Here is a 14,760-nt window from a genome sequence, read left to right on the forward strand (position 1 = left end):
CTCCCAACCAGAAGCGCATGACTCATGGTTAACCTGAACGCACTCAACCCCTCGTCCGGAGAAGATCGCACCTTCGTGATGCCGAATCCGGGCGGCGAGGCGCCCGCCATGGGTGCCATGAACGCGGCGGCGCCCCTGGCGGACCTGCCCGACATCCACTCGGGCAGCAACCCGTTAGTGGCGGCGGCCAACCCGCTGCTCAACCTGATCTACCAAATCCGCACCCTGGTGCATAACTCCGATCCGGAGCGCCTGCGCGACCACCTCGCCCAGGAAGTGCGCAACTTCGAGACCCGCGCGCGCCACGAGGGCATCTCCCACGAAACCCTGATCGCCGCCCGCTACTGCCTGTGCACGGTGCTCGACGAGACCGCGGCGCAGACGCCCTGGGGCGGCTCCGGGGTGTGGTCGCGGCACAGCCTGTTGGTGACCTTCCACAACGAGACCTGGGGCGGCGAGAAGTTCTTCCAGCTACTCAGCAAGCTGGCCCAGTCGCCGCGCCAGCACTGCGACCTGCTGGAGCTGATGTACTACTGCATCTCCCTCGGCTTCGAGGGGCGCTACCGCATCGTCAACAACGGCCAGAGCCAGCTGGAAAGCCTGCGCCGGCGCCTGGCGGAGATTATCCGCGAGGTGCGCGGCGATCGGCTCAAGGCACTCTCTCCGCACTGGGAGGGCATCACCCGCGAGCTGCCCGCAGTCTGGCGCGTGCTGCCAGTGTGGGTGTCGGCGCTGACCGCGCTGCTGATCGGATTCGGTGTCTACATGCTGCTCGCCTTCCACCTGGCCGACCGCTCCGACAGCGCCTTCATCGCCATCGGCGCGCTGAAGCTGCCCGACATGCCGGTGGTGACGCGCAGCAGCGAGCCGCCGATCCGCTTCTCGCGCTTCCTCGAACCGGAAATCCGCGCCGGCCTGGTCTCGGTGCGCGAGGCGCCGGAGCAGAGCACGGTCTCCATACTCGGCGACGGCCTGTTCGACTCCGGCAGCCCGAACATCCGCCCGCGCTTCCACGCCATCCTGCGCCGCATCGGCGAGGAGATCGACCAGGTCAACGGCAAGGTGACCGTGGTCGGCCACAGCGACAACGTGCCGATCCGCACCCTGCGCTTCCCGTCCAACTGGCACCTGTCCATGGAGCGGGCCGGAAACGTCTCGGCCATGCTCGAGGAGCACATCCGCGAGCCCGGGCGCGTGTCCGCCCAGGGGCGCGGCTCGGCCGAGCCGGTCGCGCCGAACGACACGCCCGCCAACCGTGCACTCAACCGCCGCGTCGACATCACGGTTTTCGCCTCCGCCGCCGACCTGCAGAAAGAGATCCGATAAATGCGCTGGCTGTTCTCCCTGCTGTTCAACCGCTACGTCTTCATCGCGCTTGGCCTGCTCGCCCTGGTGCTGGTCATCTGGTTCCTCGGGCCGCTGTTCGCCTTCGCCGACTGGCGCCCGCTGGAGCCGGTGCCGGCCCGCCTGTGGACGATCGGCATCGTCCTGGGGCTGCTCGCCCTGCGCCTGCTGGTGCTGTTCTGGCGCCGGCAGCACGTCAACGCCCGGCTGCTCAACGCCATCGCCAACGCCCGCGCGGGGGTGACGCCCGAGCAGCCGACCGATGCCGCCCTGGAAGAACTGCGCGGCAACTTCGAGCAGGCCCTGGAGAAGCTCAAGCAGGTCCGTTTCCAGGACCGTGAGCAGGGCTGGTTCGCCCGGCTGCGGCAGAAGTACGTCTACCAGATTCCCTGGTACGTGTTCATCGGCGCGCCCGGCTCCGGCAAGACCACCGCGCTGATCAACAGCGGCCTGCGCTTCCCCCTGGCCGAAGAGTTCGGCCGCGAGAGCGTCAAGGGCGTGGGCGGTACGCGCAACTGCGACTGGTGGTTCTCCGACGAGACCGTCCTGCTGGACACCGCCGGCCGCTACACCACCCATGAAAGCGACGCCGCCGCGGACAAGGCGGAGTGGGAAGGCTTCCTCGGCCTGCTGAAGAAGTTCCGCCCGCGCCAGCCGCTCAACGGCGCGCTGCTGACCGTCTCGGTCTCCGACCTGCTCGGCGCCAGCGAGGCGGAGCGGGGCAAGCACGCCGCTCGCCTGCGCGCGCGCCTGAACGAACTGCACGATGCCCTCGGCATCTCCTTCCCGGTCTATGTACTGGTCACCAAGGCCGACCTGCTGGGCGGCTTCAACGAATACTTCGCCACGCTGAGCAAGGAAGAGCGGGCCCAGGTCTGGGGCGTGACGCTGCCCTACAACGCCGATGGAGGCCTGCAGGGCGAGGCGCTCGGCCAGGCCCTGCAGGGCGAGCTGGAGCTGCTGGCCCACCGCCTGTTCGACGAGATGCCCGAGCTGATGCTCGCCGAGCACGACACCGCGCGCCGCGCCTGTGCCTACGCCCTGCCACAGCATTTCCACGCCCTGATCCCGGTGCTGCGGCAACTGCTGCAGGACGTGTTCGCCGAGAGCCGCTTCGCCCGGCAGGCGATGATGCGGGGCCTGTACTTCACCAGCGGCACCCAGGAAGGCACGCCGTTCGACCGCGTGCTCGGCGGGCTGGGCCGCAGCCTGGGCTTCGACGCCCGGGTTGCCCTGCGCTCCTCGCCGGCCGGGACGGGCAGGAGCTACTTCCTGCAGGACGTGCTGCGCAAGGTGATCTTCCCCGAGGCCCACCTGGCCGGACGCAACCAGCGCGCCGAGCGGCGCGAGCGCCTGCTCGGCATTGCCGGCCACGGCGCCGTCGCCCTGCTGCTGGTCCTGGTGCTGGGCGCCTGGGCGCTGAGCTTCGGCAACAACAGCCGCTACATCGACCTGGTGGACGGTCGCACCGAACGCATGGCCGGCCAGTTGCAGACCCTGGCCGCCTCCGAGGGCGAGAGCCTGCTGGAACTGGTGCCGGTGCTCACCGAGCTGAACGGCCTGGCCGCCGGCCCCGACTTCCCCGCCTCGGAGCCGCCGATCGGCTACACCTACGGCCTCTACCAGGGCGGCAAGCTCGATGCGTCGGCCCAGCGCACCTACCAGGCCGCGCTGGAGCGGGCGCTGCTGCCGCGCATCGTGCGGCGCCTCGAATTCCTGCTGCAGACCACGCCGGAGGACAACCTCGAACTCACCTACGAGGTGCTCAAGTCCTACCTGATGCTCAACGATCCGTCGCACTACGATGGCGAGGCGCTGGAGGCCTTCGTGCGCATGGAGTGGGAGCGCAGCCTGCCGATCTCGGTGTCGCAGCAGCAGCGCGAACAGCTGTTCGGCCACCTGCACAACCTGCTGGCGGAGAAATCCGTCGCCTCGCCCTATCCGCAGGACGAGGAACTGGTGCGGCAGAAGCGCGAGCAACTGGCGACCTTCTCCCTCGCCCATCGTGCCTACAGCCGCCTCAAGCTGCGCCTGATGGATGGCAGCCGCGTCGACTTCACCGTGGCGGAGGCGGGCGGACCGCAGTCCGCCCTGGTCTTCACCCGGGCGAGTGGCAAGCCGCTGATCCAGGGCATCCCGGCGCTGTTCACCCATAACGGTTACCACAAGGTGTTCCTGCCGGAAGCCGGTTCGATCCTGGGCCTGCTCGAACGCGAGGAGGACTGGGTGCTGAGTCGCCCGCAACGGCCGCTGACGGACCAGGCGACGCGCCTGGTGGACGGCGCCACCCTGCGCGACATCAAACGCCTCTACCTGCACGAGTACGTGCGCCTGTGGGACGAATACCTGGCCGATGTGCGCCTGATCGAGACGCCGTCCATGTCCCAGGGCATGGAAGTGGCCCGCATCCTGTCGGCGCCCGACTCGCCGCTGGCCCAGTTCCTGCGCGCGGTGGCGCGGGAGACCACCTTGCTGAAGGTCGATCCCAAGACCGATTCCCAGTCTTCGGTGGTCGGGGAGGCCGGCAAGCGCGTCAAGACCGCGGCCGCCGATCTGGAGCGAGTGTTCGGTCCGTCCGGCCTCACCAGGCCGGCCGCGAACGCGGAACAGCTGGAGAGAATCGTCGACGACAGGTTCGAGCCGATCCGACGGCTCGTCACCAACGATGGCGGCAACGCGCCGATACAGGCCGTGCTGCGCCTGTTCAACGAGATGTACATGAACCTGTCCAGTGCCGACTCGGCCCTGCGCAGCGGTGCATCACCCGCACTGGCCAGCACACCGCAACTGACGGAGCTGAACCGTATCCGCGCCGAGGCGGCCTACCTGCCGGCCCCCCTGCGCACCATGCTGGAGGCGCTGGCCGACGCCGGCACGGCCCAGGCGGGCGGTAGCATGCGGGTCATGCTGGGGGGCAAGCTGGACAGCTCGCTGGGGGCCTTCTGTCGCCAGGCCATCAACGGTCGTTATCCGTTCCGGCGCTCGTCGGAGAAGGACGTCACCCTGGCCGATTTCTCCCGCCTATTCGCCTACGGCGGCATGTTCGACAGCTTCTTCCAGGACAACCTCGCGCCGCTGGCCGACATGTCCGGCAGGACCTGGCTGCTGCGTCAGCCGGGTGGCGTCGAGGTGCCGCTGACCTCGTTCCAGCGGGCGGCGCGGATTCGCGACGTGTTCTTCCCCTACGGAACCCGTTCGCCGGAAATGTCCTTCTCGATCCGGGTACTGGAAATGGATGCCTCGATCAGCCAGCTGAGCCTGGACTTCGACGGCCAGGTCTTCCAGTACGCCCACGGCCCGCAGGTACCCCAGCAGGTGAAGTGGCCGGGGCCGCGCGGCACCCAGCAGGTGCGACTGGAGCTGATGAACAGTGGTGCGCCCAGCGGCTACCTGGTGAAAAACGGTCCCTGGGCCGCCATGCGTCTGTTCGACGAGGGCGAGAACCGGGCCGTGTCCGGGCCCGAGCGCTTCGTCAGCACCCTGATGGTCCAGGGCCGCAAGGTGGTGCTGGAAGTCACTGCCGGAAGCGTGCAGAACCCGTTCCGCCTGGCCGAGCTCGCCAGCTTCTCCTGCCCGGGACAGATCTGATGGAGGATTTCCCGATACCGGTGGCGGAGCGGCCGGCGCCGAAGTATGGCTTTTTCGGCAAGCTGCCATCGGTCGGCGACTTCGTCTCGCGAGGCCTCGACAGGTCGCGGATAGAGGTCGTCGACGGCTGGTTCCAGCGAGGCCTCGGTGCCTTGCAGCAGGGCGAGGCGGACTGGCTGAGCGCGTATCTGGTCGCGCCCGTCTGGTGCTTCGCGGTGCCGGCCGGCCTGTGGGGCGAACAAGCCTGCTGCGGCGCACTCATGGCCAGCGTCGACCGGGTGGGACGCTACTTTCCCCTGATGGTGCTCGCCGACCTGGACGACGACCTGGCGAAAGACCATCCCCGGCTCTGCGCGCACCTGCGGGCGCTGAGCCAGTTCCTGCCATCGGCACTCAGGGACCTGCCGTCCCCGGACGCCTTCGCCGAGCAGCTCAACGAGCTGGCCTGGAGGTCACCCGACATCTCGCCCTCGAGACCGACCGTGCTCGAACGCTTCCAGCCGCAGGGCAACGGTTCAGCCTGGTGGGCAGTCCTGCGCCACGACCGCCCCTTCCTGCAGATCAGCCATCGGGGAGCGCCGGATGCGGAGCTGTTCGGACAGTTGTTTGCCGCTCGTGGAGAGCCGGCGTAGGGGCGGCTTCGTACCACTGGAAGATCGCAATCAGGGAAAGGGGCGAGCACTTCGCCAATAGCTATCTAAGGGGATTCAGCATGACCTGTTATCGCCGGCCAGGACCGCTTGGGGTGGGGGACGATCAGCCTACCTGTGCTCCGCCCGTAGCGCCTTATCCCCCTGTTAATCGTGTGCCAGCCCAGAGCAGGCCGGTGAGTGCGCCGCCTTACAAAGAACCCTCTTTTCTGGATGCGCTAGGGGACCCGGATTTCTGGAGGGGGTATGGCCAAAGTCTCATGGAGGTGGGCAAGAACGCTGGGTACATGCTTCTTGGAGAGGCCAGCGTCTATTCGGGGTGGATGCTGAGCAAGCTACCCGGTGGAGCCATTGCGGGCCGATACCTGATGGTGGATGGAGCATCCACCTACCTGGGAGCCATGTGCAATGTCAGCAGGACATTCCATGGCCCGGCCGCACAGTGCGTGGCGGATGATTTCGTGGGCGAGGCCTATCGCTCGGCCGCGGAGTTTTATACCGGCGATAGATCCCATGGTGACATCGCGCGTGCCTCTGTGAGTATTGCTGCGGTTGTGCGCGCCAATACGATTCCTGTGGTTCTTGAAAAGTACAAAGGCTCAGCATTTCATCAGTGGGAGACTGTGAGGGCCTATAAAACCAGCAATAGTGCGTTGATTTTCTCTGACGGGGCTTCCGTTACCGACGGCGTATACTCGATGATGCCTGACAAGAAAAATAAGGAGTGATTTTTATGCTCTTTAATTTCTTGTGGGGGCTGATAGGTTTATTGAGCATCTTGAGTGTGGCTATTCTGATTTATAAGTTTCGTCGACAGAATAGAGTGGTTTCCGTATGTGCTCTTGTTGCGGGGGTTCTGTTTTTTTCTTTTATGGCCAGAGCTAGCGAAGGGGTTATGGTTTGGATATGGTGGCTGTACTTTGGACTACTAGGCGCTTTTTGGTTTTGGATTGAATCTCAAGATGATAAATGGTGGTGATGTGGCAGATTGGCGATTTTTTATTCTTCTCATTTGAGTTCTGGGTGATTTTTGATTGTCCAGTGTAGAAATGGTCTTTGGTAAAGTAAATGCAAGTCGTGATGGGGCTGATACTGATAACTTTAGGAATTCCTTTCATTGTTTTTAATTTCTATGCTTTCTACGGAATTTTTGTAAGAAAAGAAAGTATATCGTGGATTCCGATTGTTGGGGGAGGAGCCTCTTCGCTTGGGCTATATCTTCTTCAAAGCCCATTTTGGTGGTTGCTTTTCTTCTTTGATCTTGGCTGTATTCCTGGCTTTTCTTATAATTTCATCTTTTACAGATGGGTTGATCCATGGGTAAGAAGGATGCATGGTAAAAATGATCCTTGAGAAGTAAGAGATTGGTTGTGGATTGAGGTGCTGATAAAGATATAGGAGTATTTGAAACTAAGGTTATAGGGGCGGTTATATTCGTTGTGTGGTTTGGGTTGTTGGTCGTTGGAGGGTGGTGAGTTCAATTCAGTTTGAAGTCTTTAGTTGACTTATGTGCTAAGCACTGTGGGATATCTATAGCTTTAAAGCAGGTATCATTTTTCTTGGAGCGCAAGGTAGGATGGCTTGTTTTCGATACTAATGCGCTGGATACTATAGTGATAATCGCTTTTTGCGTGTTTTCGTTTGTGATTGGTATGTGGTTGGTGTTCTTGAATTGGCGCTGCTTTTATGTGGGGTTTGTTAAGAAAGAGAAGTCACCGTCGTGGATTCCTTTGCTTGGTGGGGTATGCCTTTTTTTAGGGTTTTTCTTCTTTCCAAATAATCCGAAAAGTCACTATGCATGGCTTGCTTTTTTGCTTGATTGGGGATGCCTTCCTGGGTTTGTTTATTCCATCTATTACTATAATGCTCACATTAAGAAATAGCTGTAATATTGAGAGGGTGCTAATGTGGGGTTGGTTTGCTTCAAGGGTGATTTTTTCAAGATATTGTTTGTTCTGATTTTTTTGCTGCTTGGAGCGGCATTTATCACAAGGTTTTTTTACACCTATCCTGATTTTTTTCCAAAGCTATTGAGTGATATTTGTAATGCTGTTATTGACTATTTCGGTTCGAGCTCGATAGAGGAGAGTTCAAATATAGAGACTCTCTATGTTTTTATTTTGTCTTTGTTTTTTGAATGTGCGGTTTTTGCCGGTTTTAAATGTGTGTCGGGCTGGTTTCGGTCTCAGAGCTAGTGTCTATGGCGGCATGTTTTATACAGGATCTAACTTGTGACTGCATGGTGGCTTGCTTGAGCCCTGTAGGGCGCTCGAGGAATAAGGCTCGGGCATGAGCGCTAATCGGCTGGGCAGCTTTTGCGCTGCATTCATCTAGAGGTGCGGCGAGGTCGACTGTAGAAGTGCCTACATTCTTGGGTGTTTCATGGCTTCATCGGCAGGGAAGGGCGGGAGCCTGAGCCACCGAGGCTTTAACTGAAATACGCCACGGCCCTCGACGGTCCAATAGTCGAGTGGGCTTGCTGTTTCCCATCGCAGGATGGTCTTTTTGCTTCCACGAATCGGGCTGCCCAATCAGGTCGAGTCTTCGATCCTTTGCACAGTTTCGTGAGCAACTGTTTCGCAAAGCTTTGCCCGGACCGGAGCGCCCAGTAGCATCGACGGACTGGAACAGGAGCGAAGAATGCGGACGAAACTCGAAGCGGTGCTGCATGAGGTGAACCAGGTGTTGCTGGGCAAGGAGCCGCAGGTGCGCCTGGCACTGACCTGTGTGCTGGCGAGGGGGCACCTTCTGGTCGAGGACCTGCCTGGGATGGGCAAGACCACTCTCAGCCACGCCCTGGCACGCGTATTAGGGCTGAGTTTCCAGCGCATCCAGTTCACTTCCGACCTGCTGCCTGGCGATATTCTCGGTACTTCGGTGTTCGATAGGGAGAGCAGCCAGTTCGTTTTCCATCCCGGCCCGATCTTCGCGGAGCTGGTGCTAGCCGACGAGATCAACCGTGCCACGCCGAAGAGCCAGAGCGCGCTGCTCGAGGCGATGGAGGAGGGGCAGGTGACCATTGAGGGGGCGACCCGCCCGCTGCCTGATCCTTTCTTCGTGATTGCCACCCAGAATCCGGTCAGCTCCGGTGGTACCTTCGCGTTGCCAGAGTCGCAACTGGACCGCTTTCTCATGCGTCTGTCGCTGGGCTATCCGGCACGAGCAGCCGAGCGTGCGCTGCTGCTGGGAGAGGCCCGCCGGGAGATTTTGCCTCGCTTGGAACCGATCCTCGATCATTCGGAACTGGCGGCAATCCAGGCGCTGATTCCCCAGGTGCGAGCCAGCGATGCGCTGGTCGATTACGTGTTGCGCCTGGTAGAGGCGACCCGCAGCGAGCCGCAGTTCGCCTGGGGATTGTCGCCGCGCGCCAGCCTGGCGTTGCTGGCGGCCGCGCGGGCGTGGGCGTTCCTGGCCAACCGCGATTATGTGATTCCTGAGGACGTGCAGGCAGTACTGCCCTCGGTCGTCGGGCATCGCCTGCGTGAGCGGGCCGACCCGGCCGGGCACGGTGGCGGTTCACTGGTGCAGTGGCTGCTGCGCGAAGTGTCGGCGGTGTGATGGCGTCGGCTTCGATCAAGGCGCGCTGGCGTCGCTGGGTGGTGCGGCGCATTCCTGCGGCCGCGCAGGTGCAGCTTAACCAGCGGCGCATTTTCATCATGCCCAATCGGGTCGGCGCGGTGTTCGCGGTGGTATTGATGCTGATGCTGCTGGCCGGCATCAACTACGAGAACAGCCTGGCGTATGGCCTGACGTTTCTGCTGAGCGCGCTGTTCGTGGTAGCGATTCTGCATACCTATCGCAATTTTGCGGGACTCGTTCTCAAGGCCGGTGCCAGCAACCCCGTATTCGTCGGCGAGCAGGCCCGCTTCAGAGTGCGTCTGGAGGGGGTGCGCAGCGCGCATCATGCTGTAGGCATCGGCTGGCCTCCCCAGCCGTTGCAGGTGGTGGATGTACCTCTTGCCGGCCAACGCGAGTGCGAGCTGACATTGCCAGCCCATCACCGTGGCTGGTTACGGCCTGAGCGAATGCGGGTCGAGAGTCATTTCCCTCTGGGTATTCTGGTGGCCTGGAGCTGGGTCGATCTCGATCAGGCAGTGCTTGTTTACCCGCGACCGCTGGAGGGAGATCTGCCCCTCGCGGTGGACGGCATCGCCGATGAGGAGGGTGAAGGGCGGCGTGCTGCGGGGCAGGGGGCGGATGACTACCAGGGGCTACGAATCTACCAGCCGGGAGACTCCAAGCGGCGATTGCACTGGAAAGCGTTTTCCCGTGGCCAGGGATTGCTGGTCAAGGATTTCTCCGCGCTCGCCGGGCATGATTTGTGGTTGGATTTCCAGGCGCTTGGTGGTGGTGTCGAAGAGCGGCTTTCACGTCTGTGTCACTGGGTGCTGCATCTGGACATGCGCCAGCAGCCTTATGGCCTCCGCCTACCGGGCACCGAGCTGGTTCCCGGTGTCGGTGAGGCGCACCGTGAGCGTTGCCTGCGGACACTGGCGTTGTACGGGGGGCAGCCATGAGTGTCGTGCAACCGACTCCACGTATCGCGCTTACCTGGTTACTGGTAGCACAGGTCCTGGTAATACTTCCGCATCTGTTGCATCTGCCTATCTGGATCGCCGCGTTGTGGATGCTCTGTGCCGGTTGGCGGGTGCAGGTGTTTCGCATGCGGGCGCGCTACCCGTCGCGGCTGGTGCGCATAGGTTTGCTGCTGGCCGCCGCGGGCGCCGTGTTTTTCTCTCGCGGCACCCTGATCGGTGTCGAGGGTGGGGTGCTGTTACTGGTTGCTGTCTTTACCCTAAAACTGGTGGAACTGCGTAGCCGGCGCGATGCGCTGGTGGTGATATTCCTGGGCTTCTTCGTGGTGGTGACCAGCTATCTGTTCGACGATGGGCTGTTGTCGGCGCTCTACAGCCTGTTGCCCGTGACGGCGCTTCTGGCTGCCCTGATCGGCATGCAACAGAGCGACTTTGCCGAGCGGCCGGCTGCTACGGTCAAGCAGGCGGCCACAATGATGCTGCAGGCCGTGCCGATGATGCTGTTGCTGTTTCTGTTCTTCCCGCGCATGGAGCCGCTGTGGAGCTTGCCGAACCCGAAGAAGGGCGTGACCGGTCTTTCTGAGAGCATGAGCCCGGCAGATGTGGCGGAGCTGGCGCAGTCAACGGCGCTGGCCTTTCGCGCCAGTTTCGATGGTGAAGCCCCGGCGCAGCGCGACTTGTATTGGCGGGCGCTCACTCTGGAACATTTCGACGGCCGGCGCTGGTCGCAGTCGTGGGGAGGGCAACTGGGTGTCAGGCCGCGCTGGGCTGCTCGTGGAGAAGCAGTGAGCTATGAAGTTGTTGTGCAACCGAGCGGCAGACCTTGGTTGTTCGTGCTGGATGTGGGGCAGGTTAGCGACGCCAATGCGGTTCAGATGAGTGATTTTCGCCAGCAGGCCAGACGTCCGCTGACTCAAAATTGGCTCTATAAAGCGCAGTCCTGGCCGCAAGCGCTACGTGAGCCGGTCGGCCTTCCACCGGTTGTGCGCCGCAATACCTTGCAGCTTCCCGAGCAGGGTAATCCTCAGACCAGAGCTTGGGCGGCCGGGCTCAGGCAGACGCATCCTAACGATGAGTCCTTGGTTGGCGCGGTACTGGAGCATTTCAGCCGCGAACCTTTCAGCTATTCCCTGCGCCCGCCAGTGATGGGGGACGATAGTGTCGATGAGTTTCTGTTTTCTAGCCGCAAGGGCTTCTGCGCGCATTATGCAGGAGCCACGGCCTTTACTTTGCGCGCTGCCGGAATACCTGCACGCGTGGTAGCGGGGTATCAGGGGGGAGAATACAGCTCTGTAGGCAACTACTTTTCGGTTCGCCAACTTGACGCCCATGCCTGGGTTGAGTACTGGGTGGAGGGGCGGGGTTGGGTGAGCATTGATCCTACTTTCCAGGTTGCGCCTACGCGAATCGAGCGGGGCGCACAGGATGCTTTCGCTGCTGACGATGGCTTTTTGCAGGACTCGCCGTTCTCGCCCCTGCGGTACCGCAACCTGGGGTGGGTCAATGATCTGAGAATTGCCTGGGAGAATATCAACTACAACTGGCAGCGTTGGGTGCTGGGTTACCGGAGTGAGCAGCAGCTGAGCCTGCTGCAAAGTTGGTTCGGCAAGCTGGATTGGCAACGCATGGCCATCGTGATGGTCGGCGGCGGCGGCCTTATGCTGGGGCTGCTGGCTCTATGGCTGTTCGAACCTTGGCGACGTGTGGGCGATCCGCAGCAGAAGCTGTTGCGTCGCTACGAGACGCTGCTCGCTCGCCATGGTGTGCAGCGCAGCAAGGGCGAGGGAATACGAGCCTTTTCCGAGCGAGCCATGGCGCTGATGCCGCTTCAGGCTCGGGCGATAGCCGAGTTCGCCCAGGCATTCGAGGCTCAGCGCTATGGTAGCCAGGAGCCGGCGCCTGGGGTCCTGCGTGATCTGCTAAGGCGCTTGCGCCGTGAATTGCCCTGGCGGGCTCGGCGAGAGGAGGGATAGGGTGGCCGGATTCAGGTGTGAGTTGTGTGAGCGGATCATCGAGTTGCAGGTGAAACTGTATGCCTGCAGCGCCAGGTTGCAGATGCAGACCGATGACGAGGCTTTGCATGATCTGCGCATTGCCTTACGCCGTCTGCGTAGCCTTCTGCGCCCGCTGCGCAAGCAGGAGCTTTGTATGGCGCTCGAGAAAGCGGCATCGGCAGTTGGTGATGCGAGCGGGCCGTTGCGAGATCTGGAGGTGCTGGCCGGGGAGTTGGAGCGGCGTGGCCAGCCTCAGGCCGCCAAGATTCGACGCATGCAATTGGAGGGAGGGCGTTCTCGCCTGTTGGATGGCATACCGATGTTGAAACTGGGCATCCTGCTCGATGAGTGGCCGGAGGATCAGCGACGTGCGCTCTGTGACGGCGAATGGCGGGTACGCGGCCGGGATGTCGGCAGGTATATGCGTAGGCAGCGCCAGGAACTGGCCGAAGCGCTGCGTGACTCCTCCCATGATCGCCACAGGTTGCGACTGTTGATCAAGCGGATTCGCTACTGTGCTGAGGCCTGGCCACAGCGGGTCCAGCTGAGTGGTGCTGAGCTGAAGGCGTTGCGTAAGGTGCAGAGTGCCCTTGGTGACTGGCACGACCATTGGCAGTGGCTGCAACGCGCCTTGATAGAGCCGGATCTGGCACCCTGTGTCGCCGCTTGGCGCGACCGCCTGGCGCAGGCTGAGCAGGATGCTGATCAGGCACTCTCGGAACTGCTCGAATACTATCCGCTGGAGCAGCGCCCCTTCTGAATGGGCGCCGATATCGCCGCTGAATTGGCCGGCAGGTCTCTCCCGTCATGTCGCACTTTTCTCTAAGCTTTAGCTTGCATACAGGAGACAGTGCATGACCTTTGCCGAATTGATTCACGCGGTACACACACATCCGCAGCATGTTGTCGTTCCCGGTCTGTGGGGGCAGGGCCGCGCCACCTTCGGTGGTCTCGTGGCCGCCATGGTGTTCGAGGCCATGCGTCTGAAGGTGCCGGCCGGTCGGCCGGTGCGCTCGCTTTCAGTTACCTTTGTCGGCCCCATGCTGATGGGGGAGCCGGTGGCCTTCGATGTTGAGGTATTGCGCGAGGGCAAATCGGTCAGCCAACTGGTTGGCCGGGCTGTGCAGAACGGCGCCGTGGTCGCTCTGGTTCAAGGCAGCTTCGGGGCGGGGCGCGACTCCTCGGTGCGTATCGGTGCCGACCCTGCTCCGGCCATGCCTGCGGCTGAACAGTGCCAGGAGCTGCCTTATGTGAGTGGCGTGACTCCGGAGTTCACCCGCTTTCTGGCCATGCGTTGGGGCGAGGGCGGCATGCCCTTCAGTAATAATCCCTCGCGGTACATGGGGGGCTGGGTGCGTCTGCGGAGCGATGTCAGCCATGACAAGGTGACTGAGGCCCATCTGCTTGCACTTGTCGATGCCTGGCCGCCGGCAGTGCTTTCGCACCTGAGCAAGCCGGCACCGGGCAGCTCGCTGACGTGGACCATCGAGTTCGTCCATCCGATCCCCAGCCTTACTACCCATGACTGGTGCCTGTATCGCGCTGAAATCGAACATGCCGCCGATGGTTACGGCCATATCGCGGCGCGTCTATGGACTCCGGATGGCCAACTGCTCGCCTTGAGCCGGCAGACGACGACCGTTTTCGACTAGTCGATTTCCGGCAGGGCGAAGAAGGCGCGAGCAGTGGCGGTGGTATGGGTAGCCAACTGCTCGCTGGTCTCGCCCCGGTGCATGGCTACCTGATGCAGCACCTCGGTCAGGTAGGCTGGTTCGTTGTGCCCACTCTTCGGCTTCGGGCGCAGGGTGCGTGGCAGCAGATAGGGAGCATCGCTCTCCAGCATCAGACGACCCGCCGGGATATCCCGCACCAGCGGATGTAAATGGGTTCCCCGTCGCTCGTCGCAGATCCAGCCGGTGATGCCGATGTGAAGGTCCAGATCAAGATATCCGTACAGGCTGGTCTTGTCGCCAGTGAAGCAGTGCACCACAGCCGCCGGCAGTTGGTCGCGGAACTCTCGCAGTATGGCTCCGAGGCGCTCCCCGGCATCACGTTCGTGCAGGAACACCGGCAGCCCTGTTTCGACCGCCAGGGCTAACTGCTCCTCAAGTACCTTTTCCTGCTGAGGGCGAGGTGACAGATCCCTGTTGAAGTCGAGCCCGCATTCTCCCACCGCACGCACCGATGCCTCGGCTAGTAGAGCTCTCAGGTGGCGTGCACTGTCGGCACTCCATTGGCTGGCCTCGTGAGGATGTACCCCGGCGGTACTGAAAAGCGATTTCCCGCTCTCATCCAGCTCGCCACACAGGGCCAGCGCACGATCGCTATCCTCCAGGCTGGTCCCCGTCAGTAGCAATTGGCAGATACCTGCGGCTCTCGCTCTGGCGAGTACGGCATCACGCTCTCGAAAGAGGCTTGGATGGGTCAGATTGACGCCGATGTCGATGAGTTGCATGGTGCTACCTCGCAAACCGGGACGGGCAGGATAACAGAGCCGGTGTTTTGATAAAAAATACTTAAATTACAGGCGGTTATTTATGATTTTTAATGCCTCTTGTCAGTTCTGTCTGGCAGCCTGAGAGCTGTTGTGCCAACCTCCGCGACCTTTGTATGCAGGCCATCCGTCGTTTCGGCTCTTTTGAGCGGGCG

Annotated in this window: 11 protein-coding genes; 10 read left to right on the forward strand and 1 reads right to left on the reverse strand. The window is 61.9% G+C overall.

Annotated elements, in window-relative coordinates; translation table 11 throughout:
• Positions 1-24: 24 nt before the first annotated feature.
• From IB234_RS14975 to IB234_RS15020, 10 genes are all read left to right on the forward strand, one after another.
• The gene (locus IB234_RS14975; protein WP_192319221.1) at positions 25-1,326 is read left to right on the forward strand and encodes a DotU family type VI secretion system protein; all 1,302 of its coding nucleotides are present in this window, start codon (positions 25-27) and stop codon (positions 1,324-1,326) included.
• Entirely contained in the window at positions 1,327-4,932 is a 3,606-nt protein-coding gene (tssM, locus tag IB234_RS14980; protein WP_192319224.1) for a type VI secretion system membrane subunit TssM, read from the forward strand.
• The gene (tagF, locus tag IB234_RS14985) at positions 4,932-5,564 is read left to right on the forward strand and encodes a type VI secretion system-associated protein TagF (RefSeq protein ID WP_192319227.1); all 633 of its coding nucleotides are present in this window, start codon (positions 4,932-4,934) and stop codon (positions 5,562-5,564) included. Before tssM ends, tagF begins: the two co-directional genes overlap by 1 nt.
• 194 nt (positions 5,565-5,758) lie before the next feature.
• Positions 5,759-6,310, forward strand: a complete 552-nt coding sequence (locus tag IB234_RS14990) for a hypothetical protein (protein WP_192319230.1) — start codon at positions 5,759-5,761, stop codon at positions 6,308-6,310.
• Positions 6,311-6,650: 340 nt separating this feature from the next.
• Complete coding sequence (locus tag IB234_RS14995) at positions 6,651-6,935, forward strand: hypothetical protein (protein ID WP_192319233.1); 285 nt, start codon at positions 6,651-6,653, stop codon at positions 6,933-6,935.
• Between the two features lie 1,287 nt (positions 6,936-8,222).
• Complete coding sequence (locus IB234_RS15000) at positions 8,223-9,140, forward strand: AAA family ATPase (RefSeq protein WP_192319235.1); 918 nt, start codon at positions 8,223-8,225, stop codon at positions 9,138-9,140.
• Positions 9,140-10,099, forward strand: a complete 960-nt coding sequence (locus tag IB234_RS15005; RefSeq protein WP_192319238.1) for a DUF58 domain-containing protein — start codon at positions 9,140-9,142, stop codon at positions 10,097-10,099. The genes IB234_RS15000 and IB234_RS15005 overlap by 1 nt, the downstream gene beginning before the upstream one ends.
• Entirely contained in the window at positions 10,096-12,090 is a 1,995-nt protein-coding gene (locus tag IB234_RS15010; protein WP_192319241.1) for a DUF3488 and DUF4129 domain-containing transglutaminase family protein, read from the forward strand. The genes IB234_RS15005 and IB234_RS15010 overlap by 4 nt, the downstream gene beginning before the upstream one ends.
• A 49-nt stretch (positions 12,091-12,139) precedes the next feature.
• Positions 12,140-12,871: a CHAD domain-containing protein gene (locus IB234_RS15015; RefSeq protein ID WP_318652026.1), complete on the forward strand. Its 732-nt coding sequence runs from the start codon at positions 12,140-12,142 to the stop codon at positions 12,869-12,871.
• A 94-nt stretch (positions 12,872-12,965) separates the two neighbouring features.
• Positions 12,966-13,763: an acyl-CoA thioesterase gene (locus tag IB234_RS15020; protein ID WP_192319244.1), complete on the forward strand. Its 798-nt coding sequence runs from the start codon at positions 12,966-12,968 to the stop codon at positions 13,761-13,763.
• Here the strand turns inward: IB234_RS15020 and IB234_RS15025 are convergent.
• Positions 13,760-14,566, reverse strand: coding sequence for a TatD family hydrolase (locus tag IB234_RS15025; protein WP_192319247.1), 807 nt, complete (start codon positions 14,564-14,566; stop codon positions 13,760-13,762). The two genes, IB234_RS15020 and IB234_RS15025, sit on opposite strands and share 4 nt — an antisense overlap.
• Between the last annotated feature and the right edge of the window lie 194 nt (positions 14,567-14,760).

Source organism: Pseudomonas sp. PDM16 (assembly GCF_014851865.1).
GTDB lineage: Bacteria > Pseudomonadota > Gammaproteobacteria > Pseudomonadales > Pseudomonadaceae > Aquipseudomonas.

Bases quoted from the DNA above. Each gene is read 5' to 3' on its own strand.
- IB234_RS15005 (WP_192319238.1), top strand. From the start codon at position 9,140: ATGGCGTCGGCTTCGATCAAGGCGCGCTGGCGTCGCTGGGTGGTGCGG.
- IB234_RS14995 (WP_192319233.1), top strand. From the start codon at position 6,651: ATGCAAGTCGTGATGGGGCTGATACTGATAACTTTAGGAATTCCTTTC.
- IB234_RS15000 (WP_192319235.1), top strand. From the start codon at position 8,223: ATGCGGACGAAACTCGAAGCGGTGCTGCATGAGGTGAACCAGGTGTTG.
- tagF (WP_192319227.1), top strand. From the start codon at position 4,932: ATGGAGGATTTCCCGATACCGGTGGCGGAGCGGCCGGCGCCGAAGTAT.
- tssM (WP_192319224.1), top strand. From the start codon at position 1,327: ATGCGCTGGCTGTTCTCCCTGCTGTTCAACCGCTACGTCTTCATCGCG.
- IB234_RS15010 (WP_192319241.1), top strand. From the start codon at position 10,096: ATGAGTGTCGTGCAACCGACTCCACGTATCGCGCTTACCTGGTTACTG.
- IB234_RS15025 (WP_192319247.1), bottom strand. From the start codon at position 14,566: ATGCAACTCATCGACATCGGCGTCAATCTGACCCATCCAAGCCTCTTT.
- IB234_RS14975 (WP_192319221.1), top strand. From the start codon at position 25: ATGGTTAACCTGAACGCACTCAACCCCTCGTCCGGAGAAGATCGCACC.
- IB234_RS15020 (WP_192319244.1), top strand. From the start codon at position 12,966: ATGACCTTTGCCGAATTGATTCACGCGGTACACACACATCCGCAGCAT.